General features: G+C 50.6%; 18 protein-coding genes. 9 read left to right on the forward strand and 9 right to left on the reverse strand.

From position 1 onward, the window contains the following. Positions 1 to 85: 85 nt before the first annotated feature. Positions 86 to 2,020, reverse strand: a complete 1,935-nt coding sequence (yeaG, locus tag ATB02_RS03390; RefSeq protein ID WP_001019882.1) for a protein kinase YeaG — start codon at positions 2,018 to 2,020, stop codon at positions 86 to 88. A gap of 435 nt (positions 2,021 to 2,455) precedes the next feature. Between yeaG and mipA the strand changes: the two genes are divergently transcribed. After that, positions 2,456 to 3,202: a scaffolding protein MipA gene (gene mipA, locus ATB02_RS03395; RefSeq protein ID WP_032303190.1), complete on the forward strand. Its 747-nt coding sequence runs from the start codon at positions 2,456 to 2,458 to the stop codon at positions 3,200 to 3,202. An 89-nt stretch (positions 3,203 to 3,291) separates the two neighbouring features. Then, a complete protein-coding gene (gene yeaE, locus ATB02_RS03400; protein WP_001353161.1) occupies positions 3,292 to 4,146 on the forward strand; it encodes a methylglyoxal reductase YeaE in 855 nt (284 codons plus the stop codon). A gap of 50 nt (positions 4,147 to 4,196) precedes the next feature. On the opposite strand, the gene ATB02_RS03405 is transcribed toward yeaE, so the two are convergent. Together ATB02_RS03405 and gapA are read right to left on the reverse strand one after the other, a co-directional pair. After that, positions 4,197 to 5,081, reverse strand: a complete 885-nt coding sequence (locus tag ATB02_RS03405) for a D-hexose-6-phosphate mutarotase (RefSeq protein WP_088541827.1) — start codon at positions 5,079 to 5,081, stop codon at positions 4,197 to 4,199. 83 nt (positions 5,082 to 5,164) lie between these two features. After that, positions 5,165 to 6,160: a glyceraldehyde-3-phosphate dehydrogenase gene (gapA, locus tag ATB02_RS03410; protein ID WP_000153502.1), complete on the reverse strand. Its 996-nt coding sequence runs from the start codon at positions 6,158 to 6,160 to the stop codon at positions 5,165 to 5,167. A gap of 341 nt (positions 6,161 to 6,501) precedes the next feature. Between gapA and msrB the strand changes: the two genes are divergently transcribed. Together msrB and ATB02_RS03420 are read left to right on the forward strand one after the other, a co-directional pair. Continuing rightward, on the forward strand, positions 6,502 to 6,915 hold the full coding sequence (msrB, locus tag ATB02_RS03415; protein ID WP_001284618.1) for a peptide-methionine (R)-S-oxide reductase MsrB: 414 nt from the start codon (positions 6,502 to 6,504) through the stop codon (positions 6,913 to 6,915). 41 nt (positions 6,916 to 6,956) lie between these two features. Then, positions 6,957 to 7,229, forward strand: a complete 273-nt coding sequence (locus ATB02_RS03420; RefSeq protein ID WP_032303188.1) for a YeaC family protein — start codon at positions 6,957 to 6,959, stop codon at positions 7,227 to 7,229. 168 nt (positions 7,230 to 7,397) lie between these two features. Here the strand turns inward: ATB02_RS03420 and pncA are convergent, their stop codons facing one another. The 4 genes from pncA to sppA form a co-directional block, all read right to left on the reverse strand. Further along, positions 7,398 to 8,039, reverse strand: coding sequence for a bifunctional nicotinamidase/pyrazinamidase (gene pncA, locus ATB02_RS03425; RefSeq protein ID WP_001135079.1), 642 nt, complete (start codon positions 8,037 to 8,039; stop codon positions 7,398 to 7,400). Between the two features lie 10 nt (positions 8,040 to 8,049). Further along, positions 8,050 to 9,066, reverse strand: coding sequence for an asparaginase (ansA, locus tag ATB02_RS03430; protein ID WP_001170162.1), 1,017 nt, complete (start codon positions 9,064 to 9,066; stop codon positions 8,050 to 8,052). Between the two features lie 131 nt (positions 9,067 to 9,197). Then, complete coding sequence (locus ATB02_RS03435; protein ID WP_123059826.1) at positions 9,198 to 9,908, reverse strand: SIMPL domain-containing protein; 711 nt, start codon at positions 9,906 to 9,908, stop codon at positions 9,198 to 9,200. 115 nt (positions 9,909 to 10,023) lie between these two features. After that, positions 10,024 to 11,880 carry a signal peptide peptidase SppA gene (gene sppA / locus ATB02_RS03440; protein WP_105271081.1) on the reverse strand — a complete coding sequence of 619 codons (1,857 nt, stop codon included), beginning with the start codon at positions 11,878 to 11,880 and terminating at the stop codon, positions 10,024 to 10,026. A gap of 160 nt (positions 11,881 to 12,040) precedes the next feature. Here sppA and ATB02_RS03450 point away from each other — a divergent pair, with 160 nt between their 5' ends. From ATB02_RS03450 to topB, 3 genes are all read left to right on the forward strand, one after another. Beyond that, positions 12,041 to 12,592 (forward strand): NAD(P)H nitroreductase, encoded by a 552-nt coding sequence (locus tag ATB02_RS03450; protein WP_000339269.1) that lies wholly within the window; start codon positions 12,041 to 12,043, stop codon positions 12,590 to 12,592. Positions 12,593 to 12,708: 116 nt separating this feature from the next. After that, positions 12,709 to 13,752 (forward strand): selenide, water dikinase SelD, encoded by a 1,044-nt coding sequence (gene selD, locus ATB02_RS03460; RefSeq protein ID WP_105271082.1) that lies wholly within the window; start codon positions 12,709 to 12,711, stop codon positions 13,750 to 13,752. Positions 13,753 to 13,756: 4 nt separating this feature from the next. Then, positions 13,757 to 15,712, forward strand: coding sequence for a DNA topoisomerase III (gene topB, locus ATB02_RS03465; RefSeq protein WP_105271083.1), 1,956 nt, complete (start codon positions 13,757 to 13,759; stop codon positions 15,710 to 15,712). An 83-nt stretch (positions 15,713 to 15,795) separates the two neighbouring features. On the opposite strand, the gene gdhA is transcribed toward topB, so the two are convergent. Next, positions 15,796 to 17,139 (reverse strand): NADP-specific glutamate dehydrogenase, encoded by a 1,344-nt coding sequence (gene gdhA / locus ATB02_RS03470; RefSeq protein ID WP_000373043.1) that lies wholly within the window; start codon positions 17,137 to 17,139, stop codon positions 15,796 to 15,798. 234 nt (positions 17,140 to 17,373) lie between these two features. Here gdhA and ATB02_RS03475 point away from each other — a divergent pair, with 234 nt between their 5' ends. Continuing rightward, positions 17,374 to 17,646: a YnjH family protein gene (locus tag ATB02_RS03475; protein WP_105271084.1), complete on the forward strand. Its 273-nt coding sequence runs from the start codon at positions 17,374 to 17,376 to the stop codon at positions 17,644 to 17,646. Here the strand turns inward: ATB02_RS03475 and nudG are convergent. Beyond that, the gene (nudG, locus tag ATB02_RS03480; RefSeq protein ID WP_105271085.1) at positions 17,612 to 18,019 is read right to left on the reverse strand and encodes a CTP pyrophosphohydrolase; all 408 of its coding nucleotides are present in this window, start codon (positions 18,017 to 18,019) and stop codon (positions 17,612 to 17,614) included. The two genes, ATB02_RS03475 and nudG, sit on opposite strands and share 35 nt — an antisense overlap. A gap of 86 nt (positions 18,020 to 18,105) precedes the next feature. Here nudG and ATB02_RS03485 point away from each other — a divergent pair, with 86 nt between their 5' ends. Then, a complete protein-coding gene (locus tag ATB02_RS03485) occupies positions 18,106 to 18,726 on the forward strand; it encodes a CDP-alcohol phosphatidyltransferase family protein (protein ID WP_001353164.1) in 621 nt (206 codons plus the stop codon). Positions 18,727 to 18,730: the final 4 nt, after the last annotated feature.

Genomic DNA, 18,730 nt, shown 5'->3' on the forward strand with positions numbered 1-18,730 from the left:
GTTTGCTACGCCTGTGTTGCCGCTTCTCTGGCCCACGGTTCGCTGTCGTTGTAGGCCCGGTAGCATGCGTACCGGGCCATGGTTGTTAAGACGATTTACGTACGCGCAAATACCATTCGCACAGTAAACGCACCTGTTTACGGGTGTAGCCTTTTTCCATCATACGGTCGACAAAATCGTCGTGTTTCTTCTGCTCGTCGGTTGACGTTTTGGCGTTAAACGAAATAACTGGCAACAGCTCCTCGGTATTAGAGAACATTTTCTTCTCAATAACCGTGCGCAGTTTTTCATAGCTGGTCCAGTTCGGATTGCGTCCGCTGTTATTCGCTCTGGCGCGCAGTACGAAGTTGACAATCTCGTTGCGGAAATCTTTTGGATTACTGATCCCCGCCGGTTTCTCAATTTTCTCCAGCTCAGCGTTGAGAGATTCGCGGTCAAACAGCTGCCCGGTATCCGGGTCGCGATACTCCTGATCCTGAATCCAGAAATCTGCATACGTGACATAACGGTCAAAAATGTTTTGTCCATATTCAGAATAGGATTCAAGATACGCAGTTTGAATCTCTTTACCGATAAACTCGGCATATTTCGGAATCAAGTAACCTTTCAGGAACTCGAGATAACGCTCAGCCTGCTCCTGAGGGAACTGCTCGCGCTCGATCTGCTGTTCCAGGACGTAGAACAGATGAACAGGGTTTGCTGCCACTTCCACGTGGTCGAAGTTGAACACGCGAGAGAGGATCTTAAACGCAAAACGCGTGGACAGACCGTTCATCCCTTCATCAACGCCTGCGTAGTCACGATATTCCTGATACGACTTGGCTTTCGGATCGGTGTCTTTCAGACTTTCGCCATCATAAACCCGCATCTTCGAATAAATGCTGGAGTTTTCCGGCTCTTTCAGACGCGAAAGAATGGAAAAACGAGACAGCGTTTCCAGCGTGCCAGGTGCGCAGGGGGCGTGAGTCAGTTCACTGTGATTAAGCAATTTCTCGTAGATTTTGATCTCTTCGGAAATACGCAAGCAATATGGCACCTTCACGATATAAACACGATCGAGGAAGGCTTCGTTGTTCTTGTTATTACGGAAAGTGACCCATTCGGATTCGTTCGAATGGGCGAGAATAATCCCGTTAAACGGCAAGGCGGAGATACCTTCCGTCCCGTTGTAGTTACCTTCCTGAGTGGCGGTTAACAGGGGATGCAGCACTTTAATCGGTGCTTTAAACATCTCGACAAACTCCATGATCCCCTGGTTGGCGCGGCATAGTGCACCGGAATATCCGTAGGCGTCCGGATCGTTCTGCGCGTAGTGTTCGAGTTTACGGATATCGACTTTCCCTACCAGCGCTGAGATGTCCTGGTTGTTCTCATCGCCAGGTTCCGTTTTGGCGATAGCAATTTGTTGCAGAATTGACGGCCAGACCTTTACCACCCGGAACTTAGTAATATCGCCACCAAATTCATGCAGGCGTTTTGCTGCCCACGGCGACATGATGGTGCCAAGATAGCGTCGAGGAATGCCATACTCTTTTTCCAGAATCTGCGCATCTTCTTGCGGATTGAAAAGACAGAACGGATGATCGTTGACCGGGCTCCGCTCACCGTTAGCGCTTAATACATAGATCGGCACGAGCTGCATTAATGATTTCAGTCGCTCAGCAAGCGATGATTTACCCCCACCCACAGGCCCCAGCAGATACAGGATTTGTTTCTTCTCCTCCAGCCCCTGAGCCGCGTGTTTCAGATAAGAGACAATCTGTTCAATCGCGTCTTCCATGCCGTAAAACTCTTCAAAGGCCGGGTAACGTGCAATGACCCGGTTAGAAAAGAGTCGAGAAAGTCTGGGTTCCTGGGCTGTATCGACCATGACAGGCTCACCGATAGCCATCAATAGCCGTTCAGCCGCGTTGGCATAAGCACTGCGATCTTGCCGACAAGTGGTAAGAAACTCCTGCAGTGTGAACTCTTCGTCCTTGGCAGCTTCATATCGCTGGCGATAGTGATCGAATATATTCATGGTATGCCGTCCTTTCGTTTTTTAGCACAGGTTAAGAGCCGTTCATATGAATAGTAGAGGCTCCCGGAAGAGGTAAACTGAACGACGTCTCTTGCTAAAACACAGCAACTCTCATGCCATTTTATCGACGATGAGAACAACGTGCCCGGTGATACACCTTCAAAATTAAGCGTAGATGGCAAATGGAAAACTTGCCTGCACGGCTTTCTTAATTTCAATGGCATATCAACAACTCATCCATAAAATTTGCATAATTAATGTAAAGACCAGGGTCGCCAGTAACGCGTAATTCATTTGGCTGTAAGCGTGGTGTCATCTGCGTCAGGAAAATTAAACAGTTACTTTAAAAAATGAAAACGTAAAAAGGTTGGGTTTCGATGTATTGACGGGTAAACTTTGTCGCCCGCTAAACATTTGTTTAAGGAATGATTAATTGTGACCAAACTCAAACTTCTGGCACTTGGAGTGCTTATCGCAACGTCTGCAGGCGTAGCGCACGCTGAAGGTAAATTTTCCCTGGGCGCAGGCGTAGGTGTCGTTGAACACCCATATAAAGATTACGATACCGATGTTTACCCAGTACCGGTAATCAACTATGAAGGCGATAACTTCTGGTTCCGTGGCTTAGGTGGTGGTTACTACCTGTGGAATGACGCAACGGATAAACTTTCAATTACCGCTTACTGGTCGCCGCTTTACTTCAAAGCTAAAGACAGTGGCGATCACCAAATGCGTCACCTGGATGACCGTAAGAGCACCATGATGGCTGGTCTGTCTTATGCTCACTTTACCCAGTACGGTTACCTGCGTACCACCCTGGCTGGCGATACCCTGGATAACAGCAACGGCATCGTCTGGGATATGGCCTGGTTGTATCGTTACACCAACGGTGGCCTGACCGTGACTCCGGGTATTGGTGTGCAGTGGAACAGCGAAAACCAGAACGAATACTATTATGGCGTATCGCGCAAAGAGTCTGCGCGCAGCGGTCTGCGTGGCTATAACCCGAATGACAGCTGGAACCCTTACCTGGAGCTAAGTGCCAGCTACAACTTCCTCGGCGACTGGAGTGTTTACGGCACCGCACGCTACACTCGTCTGTCTGATGAAGTTACTGACAGCCCGATGGTAGATAAATCCTGGACTGGCCTGATTTCTACCGGGATCACCTACAAATTCTGATAATGCATCTTTCCAGGGCATTTTGTGCATAAAAACAGGGCGTAACGCCCTGTTTTGCATTACGGTGGTGCAATACCTGGGAGGAAACAATGCAACAAAAAATGATTCAATTTAGTGGCGATGTCTCACTGCCAGCCATAGGGCAGGGAACATGGTATATGGGCGAAGATGCCAGTCAGCGTAAAACAGAAGTTGCTGCACTACGCGCGGGCATTGAACTCGGTTTAACCCTCATTGATACCGCCGAAATGTATGCCGATGGCGGTGCCGAAAAAGTGGTTGGGGAAGCATTAATCGGTCTGCGTGAGAACGTCTTTCTCGTCTCTAAAGTCTATCCGTGGAATGCTGGCGGGCAAAAAGCGATAAATGCATGCGAAGCCAGTTTACGCCGTCTCAATACTGATTATCTCGATCTCTACTTATTACACTGGTCTGGCAGTTTCGCTCTCGAAGAGACTGTCGCAGCGATGGAAAAATTGATCGCCCAGGGAAAAATCCGCCGCTGGGGCGTTTCTAACCTTGATTATGCCGATATGCAGGAACTCTGGCAGCTGCCGGGGGGAAATCAGTGTGCCACTAATCAGGTGCTTTACCATCTCGGTTCACGAGGGATTGAGTACGATCTACTGCCCTGGTGCCAGAAACAGCAGATGCCGGTGATGGCTTACAGTCCATTAGCCCAGGCCGGCCGGTTGCGCAATGGACTGTTAAAAAATGCGGTAGTCAACGAAATTGCACATGCTCACAATATCAGTGCGGCACAAGTATTGTTGGCGTGGGTAATCAGCCATCAGGGTGTGATGGCGATTCCAAAAGCGGCAACTGTCGCACATGTCCAACAAAATGCGGATGTGCTTGAGGTTGAACTTTCGTCAGCGGAATTAGTTATGCTGGATAAAGCGTATCCGGCACCAAAAGGAAAAACTGCGTTGGATATGGTGTGATGTTGATACGTGCCGGATGCATCGCACCCGGCACACAATATTAACGCAAATTAACGTTTCGCAACGCGAATGGATTGCGCCAGATGTGCAGGTTTCTCTTTGGTGACTTTTTGCGTTTCTGAAGCGTATGCCGTTTCTACACAAACAAAGGTCTTGTAGCCATCATCCGGCATATCGCCCATGCTAACTGAAAGCGCCGGTCCTGGGTTCCAGCCTACAACGTTCAGATGATGCTGGTGGCCTACGGCGATAATACGATTCAGCGCTTCGTCATTAATTACGCTGCAATCTTGCGGATTCAGATACACGCGATCGGTACGGTCAGGGAAGGTCTGAATACCGTCGGTCAGTACATCTTCTTTCGCGTCATTTACTTTATCAATGAAGCGATCGCCTAGTCCACTGACGCTTACCTTAGCGATATCACCCACGTTAAAGTAGGTATGCAGAGCAGAGGTAGTTTCAAATTCGCCGTGTGCTTCAAGATCGATTTCACAGGTTTTACCCACGTGGAAATGCGCTAACAGCGTAAAGTCGTGCGGCCAGAATTTTTTCGTCTCTTCGCTTTGTGTCAATTCAAAAGTCAGCGCTACACCATCAGCATCTTCACGATGTGATTTCAGCGTCCACGGCAGGTTGCGGGCAAAACCGTGCGCAGGCAGACCTTGTTGTGCAGCCGGACCAAACCACGGCCAGCAAACCGGTATGCCACCGCGAATGGCGACGCCATTTTTGAACGGTGTGTTGTTACTCAACCACAGAACTTCTTCTGCACCCGCAGGTTTCCACGAGAGAAGGTGTGCGCCCTGTAATGCAAAAGAGGCTTTTACCTGGGGATGATCGACCACAATGAGGTCCAGTTCATCCAGTTTACGACGGGAGAGGACAGGGGAGATTTGTTCGATGACCGGAAGGGCAAAAATTTTCTTAATCATGACGCAGTCCTTTAACTTCATTTTATCAGGTAAAAAAAAGAGCGACCGAAGTCGCTCTTTTTAGATCACAGAGTCATCTCAACTTATTTGGAGATGTGAGCGATCAGGTCCAGAACTTTGTTGGAGTAACCGGTTTCGTTGTCGTACCAGGATACCAGTTTCACGAAGTTGTCGTTCAGAGCGATACCCGCTTTAGCATCGAACACGGAAGTGCAAACTTCGCCGTTGAAATCGGTAGATACTACGTCATCTTCGGTGTAGCCCAGAACGCCTTTCATTTCGCCTTCAGCAGCAGCTTTAACGGCAGCTTTGATCTGCTCGTAAGTTGCAGCTTTTTCCAGACGAACGGTCAGGTCAACTACGGATACGTTCGGGGTCGGAACGCGGAACGCCATACCAGTCAGTTTGCCATTCAGTTCTGGCAGTACTTTACCTACAGCTTTAGCAGCACCGGTAGAGGACGGGATGATGTTCTGGGAAGCACCACGGCCGCCGCGCCAGTCTTTGTGAGACGGGCCGTCAACGGTTTTCTGAGTAGCGGTAGTAGCGTGAACGGTGGTCATCAGACCTTCGATGATGCCGAAGTTATCGTTGATAACTTTAGCCAGCGGAGCCAGGCAGTTGGTGGTGCAGGAAGCGTTAGAAACGATGTCCTGACCAGCATATTTGTCGAAGTTAGCGCCTTTAACGAACATCGGAGTGTTGTCTTTAGACGGACCAGTCATAACCACTTTTTTCGCACCAGCGGTGATGTGTTTACGAGCAGTTTCGTCAGTCAGGAACAGACCAGTTGCTTCAGCGACAACGTCAACACCAACTTCGTCCCATTTCAGGTTAGCCGGATCACGTTCAGCGGTAACACGGATTTTTTTACCGTTAACGATCAGATGACCGTCTTTCACTTCAACGGTACCGTCGAAACGGCCGTGAGTGGAGTCATATTTCAGCATGTATGCCATGTAATCAGCGTCTAACAGGTCGTTGATTGCAACGATCTCGATGTCAGAACGTTTCTGAGCAGCACGGAAAACAATGCGACCGATACGGCCAAAACCGTTGATACCTACTTTGATAGTCATATATTCCACCAGCTATTTGTTAGTGAATAAAAGGTTGCCTGTAAAATTACAAAAACCTTACGCAGCGTCAAGCGGAATCGTGTCAATCATTGCGACAAATCAATCCTGTGCCTAAGCATTATGCGACTGACTCGCCTCACTCTTCCTTTGGGCTTGAGACCACATGGGGTCGGCGCCCCGAATTTTAAAGGGCAATTACGATAAAAATGTGATTTTCATCACGATTTAGGTGCAGCCATTTCGTCGAGATCAAGTTTAGGACAAAATTTTGCCAGTTGGTGTTAATGTTTTGTTAGAATCAGTCACGTAATGTGAGCACGATTAAAGTGAGATGTGAGCAAATGGCTAATAAACCTTCGGCAGAAGAACTGAAAAAAAATTTGTCCGAGATGCAGTTCTACGTGACGCAGAATCATGGGACAGAGCCGCCATTTACGGGTCGTTTACTGCATAACAAGCGTGACGGCGTATATCACTGTTTGATCTGCGATGCCCCGCTGTTTCATTCCCAAACCAAGTATGATTCCGGCTGTGGCTGGCCCAGTTTCTACGAACCGGTGAGTGAAGAATCCATTCGTTATATCAAAGACTTGTCACATGGAATGCAGCGCATAGAAATTCGTTGCGGTAACTGTGATGCCCATCTGGGGCATGTCTTCCCCGACGGGCCGCAGCCAACGGGTGAACGTTATTGTGTTAACTCAGCCTCTTTACGCTTTACCGATGGCGAAAACGGCGAAGAAATCAACGGTTGAAAAAACGATTCAGCAACTTATTCCACAGGAGCGGAAAAATTATGAATCTTGATGACATTATCAACAGCATGACGCCTGATGTATACCAGCGTTTGTCGACTGCCGTTGAGCTGGGGAAATGGCCCGATGGCGTTGCGCTGACCGAGGAACAAAAAGAGAACTGCCTACAGCTGGTGATGCTGTGGCAAGCCCGCCATAATACCGAAGCACAGCATATGACAATTGACACACATGGTCAGATGGTTATGAAGAGCAAACAACAGTTAAAAGAAGATTTTGGTATCTCAGCAAAGCCTATTGCCATGTTTAAATGATTGAATTATTCAGCTTTTTGAGTCTGTTATTAAGTGCGAACAAAAATACTTGTTTGACGTCTTGATTGTTCGATTTAGCGGTTGATAGGTTAAATGCAACACTGACGAGTATAACCTGGCCTACGATGTCAATGAGGAAATGTAGGCCAGAGATGTATTCAACTAATATTACTCCTGCGTCTCTTCCCAGTCTGCCAGCGTATATAGCGTTGCCCCAGCTGCTGACATCTCCATAAACGCGTGCGCACTGTCCTGTGGCTGGATATTCACGCCACGACAACCATCGGTAATCACATTAACCTTATAACCTAACTGTAACGCGTCCAGCACGGTAAACTTCACGCAATAGTCAGTAGCCAGGCCCATAATGATCAATTCATCGATTTCATGATCACGTAACCAGTCATCGAGCGTGGTTTTCTGCCGACGGCCGTTATCAAAAAAGGCACTGTAACTGTCAACTAAAGGATTTTCGCCTTTATGGAACACCGCTGCGATCGCTTTTTGGTTCAGTAACGGATGTAATTGTGCGCCTTCACTGTTCTGCACACAGTGATCTGGCCAGAAGGTTTGTGGCAAACCGTCGAGTTGGCCTGGCGTATAAGGCTCTACACCGTGCTGACTGGCAAAACTGCCGTGATTCGCCGGGTGCCAGTCTTGACTGGCGATAACCGCTTCACCGCGCGACTGGCACCAGTCAATCAGGCGGTTAGCGACATCCACCGTACTGTCACCTTCCGGCACGGCGAGCGCGCCACCAGCACAGAAATCATTTTGTAAATCGACCAGTAACAGGGCGCGAGGGGGCATTGCAGTCTCCTTAATCATCCGGCGTCAGTTCGCCGCGCAGGTTTTGGCTCATGGCCTTGCGAATGGTTTCAGTATCCAGTTCCTGGCTAAGCAGGTAATGCAGTTTGGTTAGCGTGGCTTCTACAGTCATATCTGCACCGCCAATAACGCCGGCATGGGCGAGGGCGTTACCGGTGGCATAACCCCCCATGTTCACTTTACCGGACATACATTGTGTCAGGTTGACTACCACAATTCCGCGATCGCTGGCTTCTTGTAATTCTTGCAGGAAGGCTTTGTTTTGTGGCGCATTACCCACGCCATATGAGCGCAGAATCAATGCTTTCACCGGTTGGCGCAGAAAATTGCGCACGACGTCAGCAGAAATCCCCGGATAAATCGTCACTACGCCAATTGGTTGTGGGGTGATTGGATGAACGATCAATTCCCCTTCACCGTGCGGGGCGGGGGGCGTATTCAAACGACGAATATGGATACCTGCTTCCAGTAACGGAGGAAGGTTTGGAGAGGCAAACGCATCAAAACCATCGGCATGGGCTTTGGTGGTACGGTTGCCACGATAAAGTCGATTATTAAAAAAGAGAGTTACTTCGTTGATAGGATAATTCGCCGCAACGTACAACGCATTCAGCAGATTAATTTGTCCGTCAGAGCGTAACTCAGCCAGCGGGATTTGTGACCCTGTCACAATGACCGGTTTACCGAGATTCTCGAGCATGAACGACAGCGCAGAGGCGGTATACGCCATCGTGTCGGTGCCGTGCAGAATGACAAAACCATCATAGTCGTCATAATGCGCTTTAATATCTTCAGCAATATGCTGCCAGTCTTCTGGCGTCATATCTGAAGAGTCCATCAGCGGCGTATATTCATGAATGGTGAAATCTGGCATCTCCGGGCGATGGAATTCCGGCATCAGCGCCAGTTGGCGTTGTAGATGACCTGACACCGGAATATAACCCTGCTCGGAACGCTGCATCCCGATGGTCCCGCCCGTGTAGGCGACGTAAATTGATTTCTTTTGCATGATATTGATATGAATGATATCGAAAGAGCAAAAGTATATACGTGAGGGGCAGCGAGCGCACCTGGATACTCTGTGGATATGAGAAAAGTCCGGCAGAACGGAGGGATTAGTGTCCCGCCGGAGAAAAGTGGTTAATCCTGCAACGCATAGGTTACGGTGGTTACTACGCGTACCGTTTTATTAATCGCCGTAGGATCATCTTCATCACTGCCACTGGCGAAGATCTGGAACACGCCTTGTGAGGCATCGCTAATTGACCCCACCTGGCTACCTGAGTCCGTTGCAAATTGTAATGCTGCGTTGCGTGCATCTTTGGTGGCGGCGGCAATCATCTCAGCGCGCAGTGCGCCAATACCATTAAAGCGATAGGCGACTTTGCTCTCAGCGATAGCGCCCTCCGTAGCGACTTGCAGTTCGTTTAATTTCGCGACGACTTTTTCGACAGCAGCAACATTATGGGTTTTTATCGTCACTGACCCGTCTGCGTTATAGCGTGGCATTGTGGGATCATCTTTCAGATAAAAGGAATCTGTTCGCTTGCTTTTCCATTGGCCCAGGGTTATCTCTTTCTCGTTAATCCCCTGAGCATTGAGTTCGGCAACAATTTTTTTCTGCGCGTCTTCCAGTTTCGGGAACAGTTCGCCGGGAATATTACCCTTAAAGTTAATCGCAATTGTTAATTCTGCCGTATCTGCGCGAACTTCTTTTTCAGAAAGCCCACGCACATTTACATAACGGTTATTGGTTTTTAAATGTTTAACACCATCGCCAACAAAATAACCACAGGCGCTAATCCCCAGTCCGAGGACGATAGCGGCAATTAAAGAGGGGGCCTTATTCACTGATAACTCCATATCAGATGCTAAATGAGCAAGGGAATGTAGTGGAGAGAGGGAGTGAAAGACAGTCCGATTCAGGAGTGTGGCCGACAGCATATCGGCCACATTTTTGCAGGATTTAACGCACGTTGGCGCAGGTCAGGCAAAACGCATAACGGTTTTGTGGGTCGTTAAACGCTGCCAGCTTGTCGCTTTCACTTTTAACGGTAGAGGCTACCGAGGCCAGCGGTGCAGGTAACATGGCCTGGAACGCATCTGGCAACATTGCCCGGACAGAACCAGACATATTGTCCATCACTTTGTCGAAGAAGGTCGGTTCATCAACGTAGTATTCCAGATGCCACTGTTTCACTTTTGCCAGCTCTGCTGCTTTGGCAACCGCATCATCGAAATCCCCGAGACTATCGACCAGCCCGTTAGCTTTGGCATCCTGACCGGTCCAGACGTGGCCCTGGGCGATTTTATCAATCTGCTCCGGCGTCGAATGACGCGCATCAGCAACCAGCGTGATAAAGCGTTTATAGCCATTCTCAATGCTTAACTGCATCATCTGCTGCGCTTCCAGCGGCAGTGCCTTGGTGATAGAAACATCCGCCAGCGGTGAAGTTGAGACGCCATCGGTATGAACACCAATCGAATCCAAACTATTTTCTACGGTAGTGATCACGCCGAAGATACCGATAGAACCGGTCAGGGTGCTGGGGTTAGCCACAATGTAATTAGCTGGCGTGGAAATCCAGTAACCACCAGATGCCGCCATGCCGCCCATCGATACAACCACAGGCTTACCCGCTGCCCTGGCGGCTGCCAGTTCAGCGCGAATCACTTCAGAGGCGGTAACGCTGCCGCCAGGGCTATTAACACGCAGAACAATCGCTTTCACTTTCGGGTCAAGGCGAGCGTCGCGGATTTGTGCCGCAGTGGTATCACCGCCAACATTCCCCTGAGTTTCCTCGCCATCCATAATTGCGCCATTCGCGAAGACGACACCGATACTGTCACCGGTATCTGCCGGCGTTTTCAATGCGTAATCGTAATAACTGATGGCGCGATAATTTTTATCAGTCTTACTCCAGCCGAACTCTTTGGTCAGAGCTTTTTCGATTTCGGCACTTGATGCCAGTGCATCGACCAGCTTGTTTTCCAGCGCATATTTCGCGGTATCGCCACCGGTTTTGGTTAAACCCTCAAGCAACCCTTGCGCGCCAGGGAATACCTGCTGAGCAGGGATCTGCCGGTTAGCGGCAACAGTATTCAGATAGTTTTGCCACAGCTCACCAATCCAGCGGCTGTCAGCTTCGCGGGCTGCAGGCGACATATCATCACGAATAAACGGTTCAACGGCAGATTTATACGTACCCACGCGGAACACATGGGTGGAAACTTTCAGCTTATCCAGCAACGATTTGTAGTACAGACCGTTGGTAGCAAAACCGTGCAGATCCACCACGCCTTGTGGAGATAGCCAAATTTTGTTGGCGAAACTGGCGAGATAATATTGCCCCTGGCTGTAGTTCTCGCCTATGGCATAAACTGGTTTCCCGCTGTCACGAAACTCTTTCAGGGCTTTGCCGATGTACTGCATAGACGGCTGGTCGCCGCCTGCGAAGTTTTTCAGATCCATCACGATACCGGTGATATTGCGGTCGTCCTTCGCCTGGCGAATGGTGTTGACGATATCAAACAGTGAGTTTTCCTGCAGACGATCGGAACTGGCACCAAGCAGCTGGCGGCTTAATTTACTAAACCGCTGAGAACTGTCGGGTTTATCGACGATCACACCAGAAATGTCCAGCAGCAGTGCGCCACGACTGGCCGTTTCTTTCGAATCACCACCACTGACCTGCATCCAGATCCCCACACCAACCAGCACGAGAAAAATAAAGAACAGGTTAAGTACCATTTCACGGACGAAATTCAGCAGACGCCACGTCCATTTAAAAAATCCGGCAATAAATCGCCAAAGGGTTCGCATGTATTCTCCCAACTTAAGGTCACACCTTTTTCAGGCGCAATAGATGTGGTTATCGTAATGACCCAACCGGCACTTGTCAGCAGGAATTGCGGACTGGGCTGTAACAAAATCCACTCTCGTGTTAATTTTGTGAATAAATATCATGACAGGAGTTAATCAAATGGATGCACTCGAACTATTGATCAATCGCCGTAGCGCCTCCCGCCTGGCTGAACCTGCGCCAACGGGTGAACAACTGCAAAACATACTGCGAGCGGGTATGCGTGCCCCGGACCATAAGTCCATGCAACCGTGGCATTTTTTTGTGATTGAAGGGGAAGGACGCGAGCGTTTCAGCGCATTATTGGAACAGGGGGCGATTGCTGCCGGTAGTGATGACAAAGCTATCGACAAAGCGCGTAATGCGCCGTTCCGCGCACCGCTCATCATAACGGTGGTGGCAAAATGCGAAGAAAATCATAAAGTCCCGCGCTGGGAACAGGAAATGTCTGCGGGATGTGCGGTCATGGCGATGCAAATGGCAGCAGTTGCCCAGGGGTTTGGCGGCATCTGGCGCAGTGGCGCATTAACTGAAAGTCCGGTAGTGCGTGAAGCATTCGGTTGCCGTGAGCAGGATAAAATTGTCGGTTTTCTCTACCTTGGTACGCCGCAGTTGAAAGCATCTACATCGATAAACGTTCCGGACCCGACGCCGTTTGTGACTTATTTCTGATAATTGTCGCGAAACTGTCTGGATTGTGAGCAAAGGCGCAGGAATTCAGACACTCTCACTTATCACTTCATGGAATGAGGGTTACCATACCCGGATTGCATTGACAGGAGATGTCCATGAGCGAGAACTCGATTCGTTTGACCCAATACAGCCACGGTGCAGGTTGCGGCTGTAAAATTTCCCCAAAAGTGTTGGAAACCATCCTGCACAGTGAGCAGGCGAAGTTTGTTGATCCGAATTTGCTTGTGGGTAATGAAACCCGCGACGATGCGGCGGTGTACGATCTGGGCAATGGCACCAGCGTTATCAGTACCACCGACTTCTTTATGCCGATCGTTGATAAACCTTTCGATTTTGGCCGCATTGCGGCGACTAACGCCATCAGCGATATCTTCGCGATGGGTGGCAAACCGATTATGGCGATTGCGATCCTCGGCTGGCCTATTAACAAACTTTCCCCTGAAATTGCCCGCGAAGTAACCGAAGGTGGACGCTATGCATGCCGTCAGGCGGGTATTGCGCTGGCTGGCGGTCACTCCATCGATGCGCCGGAGCCGATTTTTGGTCTGGCGGTAACGGGGATCGTACCGACCGAGCGGGTGAAGAAAAACAGTACTGCACAAGCCGGATGCAAACTGTTCCTGACGAAACCGCTGGGAATTGGCGTTCTTACTACGGCTGAGAAAAAATCACTGCTGAAACCAGAACATCAGGGACTAGCGACGGAAGTGATGTGCCGGATGAATATTGCAGGCGCGTCCTTTGCCAACATCGAAGGCGTAAAAGCGATGACTGACGTGACTGGTTTTGGTCTGCTGGGGCATTTGAGCGAAATGTGTCAGGGTGCTGGTGTGCAGGCGCGAGTCGACTATGACGCGATCCCGAAACTGCCGGGGGTTGAAGAGTACATTAAGTTGGGCGCAGTGCCTGGCGGCACCGAACGTAACTTTGCCAGCTATGGGCATCTGATGGGTGAAATGCCGCGTGAAGTGCGCGATCTGCTGTGCGATCCGCAAACTTCTGGCGGTCTGCTGCTGGCGGTCATGCCGGAAGCAGAAAATGAGGTCAAAGCTACAGCCGCCGAGTTTGGCATTGAACTGACGGCGATTGGCGAACTGGTGCCAGCGCGCGGCGGTCGTGCCATGGTTGAGATCCGTTAATTCAATGCGGTTGTTTATTGCCGAAAAACCGAGTCTGGCGCGCGCCATTGCTGATGTCCTGCCCAAACCGCACCGGAAAGGCGATGGCTTTATCGAGTGCGGTAATGGCCAGGTGGTGACCTGGTGTATCGGTCACCTGCTTGAGCAGGCGCAGCCAGACGCCTACGACAGTCGCTATGCGCGCTGGAACCTGGCCGATCTCCCCATTGTCCCGGAAAAGTGGCAATTACAGCCACGACCCTCCGTGACCAAACAACTTAACGTCATCAAACGCTTTCTGCATGAAGCCAGCGAAATCGTTCACGCCGGTGACCCGGACCGTGAAGGGCAATTGCTGGTAGATGAAGTGCTGGACTACCTGCAACTGGCACCAGAAAAGCGCCAGCAGGTACAGCGTTGTTTGATAAACGACCTGAACCCGCAGGCGGTTGAGCGGGCGATCGATCGTCTTCGCTCCAATAGCGAGTTTGTACCACTGTGCGTTTCTGCGCTGGCGCGAGCACGAGCCGACTGGTTATACGGCATCAATATGACCCGCGCGTACACCATTCTCGGTCGTAATGCGGGTTATCAGGGCGTGCTTTCCGTGGGCCGCGTGCAGACGCCCGTGCTCGGGCTGGTGGTGCGCCGCGATGAAGAAATTGAAAACTTCGTGGCGAAAGACTTCTTTGAAGTCAAAGCGCATATCGTGACACCTGCCGATGAGCGGTTTACCGCTATCTGGCAACCGAGCGAAGCGTGTGAACCGTACCAGGATGAAGAAGGGCGCTTGTTACATCGTCCGCTGGCGGAGCATGTGGTCAACCGCATCAGCGGCCAACCGGCTATTGTCACCAGCTATAACGATAAACGGGAATCAGAATCCGCACCGCTGCCGTTTTCGCTTTCGGCGTTGCAGATTGAAGCGGCTAAACGCTTTGGTCTGAGTGCGCAGAACGTGCTTGATATCTGCCAGAAGTTGTACGAAACGCACAAGCTAATCACTTATCCGCGTTCCGATTGTCGCTATCTGCCAGAAGAGCATTTTGCCGGACGCCACGCGGTGATGAATGCTATCGGCGTCCATGCGCCGGATCTGTTGCCGCAACCAGTGGTAGATCCAGATATACGCAACCGCTGTTGGGATGACAAAAAGGTCGATGCGCACCACGCCATCATCCCGACCGCGAGGAGTTCTGCCATCAACCTGACGGAAAACGAGGCGAAGGTCTATAACCTGATTGCTCGTCAGTATTTGATGCAGTTCTGTCCGGACGCGGTGTTCCGCAAGTGTGTTATCGAACTGGAAATAGCCAAAGGCAAATTTGTCGCTAAAGCCCGTTTTCTTGCTGAAACAGGCTGGCGCACACTGTTAGGCAGCAAAGAGCGCGATGAAGAAAACGACGGCACGCCACTGCCTGTGGTGGCGAAAGGCGATGAGTTGCTGTGTGAAAAAGGTGAAGTGGTAGAGCGGCAAACCCAGCCGCCGCGCCATTTTACCGATGCAACACTGCTTTCGGCGATGACCGGGATCGCGCGCTTTGTGCAGGACAAAGATCTGAAAAAGATCCTTCGTGCCACCGATGGTCTGGGGACAGAAGCAACCCGTGCCGGGATTATTGAACTGCTGTTCAAGCGTGGCTTTCTGACCAAAAAAGGGCGCTATATCCACTCCACCGACGCCGGAAAAGCGTTATTCCATTCACTGCCAGAAATGGCTACGCGACCGGACATGACCGCGCACTGGGAATCGGTGCTGACGCAAATCAGCGAAAAGCAGTGCCGCTACCAGGACTTTATGCAACCGCTGGTGGGGACGCTGTATCAGCTAATTGATCAAGCCAAACGTACACCGGTGCGGCAGTTTCGCGGCATAGTGGCTCCAGATGGCGGAGAAGGAAATAAAAAGACTTCATCACGTAAGCGAGCAGCGAAAAAAAGCCCGCCAGCAGCAGAGGCGGGCAGTGGAGTGATAATGTAATGCTCTGATGCAGTCAGTTTTCGTAGGCCAGATAAGGCGTTCACGCCGCATCTGGCATAAACGCCTGAAACGGCGCTAATGACTTAAATCACACCCTGCGCCAGCATCGCATCGGCAACCTTCACAAAACCGGCAATGTTCGCGCCCTGCACGTAGTTGGTTTGCTCACCTTCACCACCATGCTCAACACAGGCATGGTGGATATCCAGCATGATGTGATGCAAACGTGCGTCAACTTTCTCGGCTTTCCAGCCCAGGCGCGCAGCGTTTTGCGCCATTTCCAGGCCGGATGTAGCTACGCCACCAGCATTAGCCGCTTTACCCGGTGCAAACAGTACGCCTGCCTGCTGGAACAGTTCAGTCGCTTCGATGGTGGTCGGCATATTTGCCCCTTCGGCGACGGCTTTAACGCCATTGGCGATAAGCTGATGCGCGGCGTCTACATCCAGTTCGTTCTGGGTGGCGCAAGGCAGGGCGATATCAACTGGTACAGACCACGGCTGTTGGCCTTCGAGATAGACCAGACCAAATTCTTTGGCGTAATCTGCCACACGACCATCGCGGCTGGCTTTGATTTCGATAAGACGCGCCAGTTTCTCTTTCGTGAATCCGCTTTCATCAACGACAGTGCCACTGGAGTCTGACGCAGTGATCACACGAGCACCAAATTCCATCGCTTTTTCGATAGCGTACTGAGCGACGTTGCCGGAGCCAGAAACGGAAACGCGCATCCCTTCAAAACCCATACCGTGGCGTTTTAGCATTGCTTCTGTGAAATAAACCAGACCGTAGCCGGTTGCTTCCGGGCGAATAAGACTGCCGCCAAAAGAAAGCCCCTTACCGGTGAAGACGCAGGCGGTATTGTTGGAGAGCTTTTTCATCATCCCCGCCATAAAGCCGACTTCACGACCACCAACGCCGATATCGCCCGCCGGAACGTCGGTATCTGCGCCCAGGTGGCGATACAGTTCAGTCATTAGCGCCTGGCAGAACCGCATCACTTCGCCTTCGCTTTTCCCTTTCGGGTCAAAATCGCTGCCGCCTTTACCACCGCCCATCGGCAGAGTTGTCAGGGCATTTTTGAAGGTTTGCTCGAAGCCGAGAAATTTGAGAATGGAGAGGTTAACTGACGGATGGAAACGCATACCGCCTTTGTACGGGCCGATGGCGGAGCTGAACTGCACGCGCCATGCACGGTTGACCTGCACCTGGTTGCGATCGTCAACCCATACCACGCGAAACTGGATCACGCGCTCCGGCTCAACCAAGCGCTCCAGTAATGACATTTGGCGATATTTTGGATTTTGTTCAAGAAAAGGCCAGAGTGTGGTCATTACTTCACGAACGGCTTGCGCGAACTCGGTTTGATTCGGGTCGCGCTTTTGGACATGGTTGAGGAATGACTCCAGAGAATATGTCTGATCCATAGATATAAAACCCTTATATATTAATACGATTATGCTTATGTTGTTTATGTCATGTGCTTTTGCAGTTTTCGACTATACCATCAAGAATGTGACGGTAAGCAAGAAAAAAATGACTCACGAAAGCAAATTAATAACGGGAGAAATCTCATAACCAAAAGCGATAACTCAGACGCTAAAGTTTTGCCGCCAGGCTACCGTTATCAGTAACAGAGACAAAACGTTAAGGAGTTCCCTGTGAGTCGAGCATTGTTCGCCGTAGCATTGGCATTTCCATTCATTGCACTGGCTAACCCGCATTATCGTCCGGACGTGGAGGTGAACGTACCGCCAGAAGTGTTCAGTTCAGGCGGGCAGTCAGCGCAGCCCTGTAATCAGTGCTGCGTCTATCAGGATCAAAACTATTCTGAAGGGGCGGTAATTAAAGCCGAAGGAATACTGCTGCAATGCCAGCGGGATGACAAAACTCTTAGCACTAATCCGCTGGTCTGGCGGCGCGTAAAGCCATAAACGCCTTTAATAGTGGAATGTCAGCAGGGGCCAGCGGATATTGCAGAGCCTCTTCAGGTGAGCACCAGACCAGCGCCTGATGTTCATGTGCCTGTAACGTCCCGTGGAAGTGGGGTACGTGCCAGGCATGAAGATGGATAATCCGCCCCGACACTTCTCGCTGATGGCTGGCAACATACTCACCCACAGTTGCTTCGATGCCCAATTCTTCGCGTAACTCACGCACCAGCGCCTGCCGCTGGCTTTCATCCGGCTCGACTTTACCACCGGCAAACTCCCATAATCCCGCCTGATCGCTATGGGCGGGGCGTTGAGCGAGTAAAATTTTGCCATCACGTTCGATGATGGCGGCAACAACTTCAATCATATTCATAAATTACACACGGGCAGATAAGCGAAAAATGCCATAATATCCGCACTGTTGCTCAATCAGAAAGGCTTTATATTTAAGGAGTGCCTGTGTTAGACCGCCATCTTCATCCCCGAATTAAACCTTTGTTGCATCAGTGTGTGAAGGTGCTGGATAAACCCGGCATTACGCCAGATGGTTTAACATTAGTGGGATTTGCCATCGGCGTGCTGGCACTGCCGTTTCTGGCGCTGGGCTGGTATCTGGCGGCGCTAATCGTCATTTTGTTGAACAGGCTGCTTGATGGTCTGGACGGCGCGTTGGCGCGGCGAAGAGGACTTACCGACGCGGGTGGCTTTCTCGATATTTCTCTCGATTTTCTTTTTTACGCACTGGTGCCTTTTGGGTTTATCCTCGCCGCACCGGAGCAAAACGCGCTGGCAGGCGGCTGGCTGCTGTTTGCGTTTATCGGCACGGGCAGCAGTTTTCTCGCTTTTGCTGCGCTGGCGGCGAAACATCAGATTGATAATCCCGGTTATGCGCATAAATCGTTTTATTATCTGGGCGGGTTAACCGAAGGCAGCGAGACGATTTTGCTGTTTGTTCTGAGTTGCCTCTTGCCAGCTTATTTTCCGTGGTTTGCGTGGGTATTTGGTGCGTTGTGCTGGATGACGACCTTTACGCGGGTGTGGAGTGGGTATCTGACGCTGAAGTCGCTCCAGCGCCAGTAATTGC

Origin of the sequence: Escherichia sp. MOD1-EC5189, from assembly GCF_002966045.1 — a bacterium.
In the GTDB taxonomy this organism is placed as follows: Bacteria; Pseudomonadota; Gammaproteobacteria; order Enterobacterales; family Enterobacteriaceae; genus Escherichia; species Escherichia coli_F.

What these genes read in the sequence shown, in the direction of transcription:
- yeaG (WP_001019882.1), bottom strand. Translation starts at nt 2,020, where the DNA reads ATGAATATATTCGATCACTATCGCCAGCGATATGAAGCTGCCAAGGAC.
- yeaE (WP_001353161.1), top strand. Translation starts at nt 3,292, where the DNA reads ATGCAACAAAAAATGATTCAATTTAGTGGCGATGTCTCACTGCCAGCC.
- ATB02_RS03405 (WP_088541827.1), bottom strand. Translation starts at nt 5,081, where the DNA reads ATGATTAAGAAAATTTTTGCCCTTCCGGTCATCGAACAAATCTCCCCT.
- gapA (WP_000153502.1), bottom strand. Translation starts at nt 6,160, where the DNA reads ATGACTATCAAAGTAGGTATCAACGGTTTTGGCCGTATCGGTCGCATT.
- msrB (WP_001284618.1), top strand. Translation starts at nt 6,502, where the DNA reads ATGGCTAATAAACCTTCGGCAGAAGAACTGAAAAAAAATTTGTCCGAG.
- ATB02_RS03420 (WP_032303188.1), top strand. Translation starts at nt 6,957, where the DNA reads ATGAATCTTGATGACATTATCAACAGCATGACGCCTGATGTATACCAG.
- pncA (WP_001135079.1), bottom strand. Translation starts at nt 8,039, where the DNA reads ATGCCCCCTCGCGCCCTGTTACTGGTCGATTTACAAAATGATTTCTGT.
- ansA (WP_001170162.1), bottom strand. Translation starts at nt 9,066, where the DNA reads ATGCAAAAGAAATCAATTTACGTCGCCTACACGGGCGGGACCATCGGG.
- sppA (WP_105271081.1), bottom strand. Translation starts at nt 11,880, where the DNA reads ATGCGAACCCTTTGGCGATTTATTGCCGGATTTTTTAAATGGACGTGG.
- ATB02_RS03450 (WP_000339269.1), top strand. Translation starts at nt 12,041, where the DNA reads ATGGATGCACTCGAACTATTGATCAATCGCCGTAGCGCCTCCCGCCTG.
- selD (WP_105271082.1), top strand. Translation starts at nt 12,709, where the DNA reads ATGAGCGAGAACTCGATTCGTTTGACCCAATACAGCCACGGTGCAGGT.
- topB (WP_105271083.1), top strand. Translation starts at nt 13,757, where the DNA reads ATGCGGTTGTTTATTGCCGAAAAACCGAGTCTGGCGCGCGCCATTGCT.
- gdhA (WP_000373043.1), bottom strand. Translation starts at nt 17,139, where the DNA reads ATGGATCAGACATATTCTCTGGAGTCATTCCTCAACCATGTCCAAAAG.
- nudG (WP_105271085.1), bottom strand. Translation starts at nt 18,019, where the DNA reads ATGAATATGATTGAAGTTGTTGCCGCCATCATCGAACGTGATGGCAAA.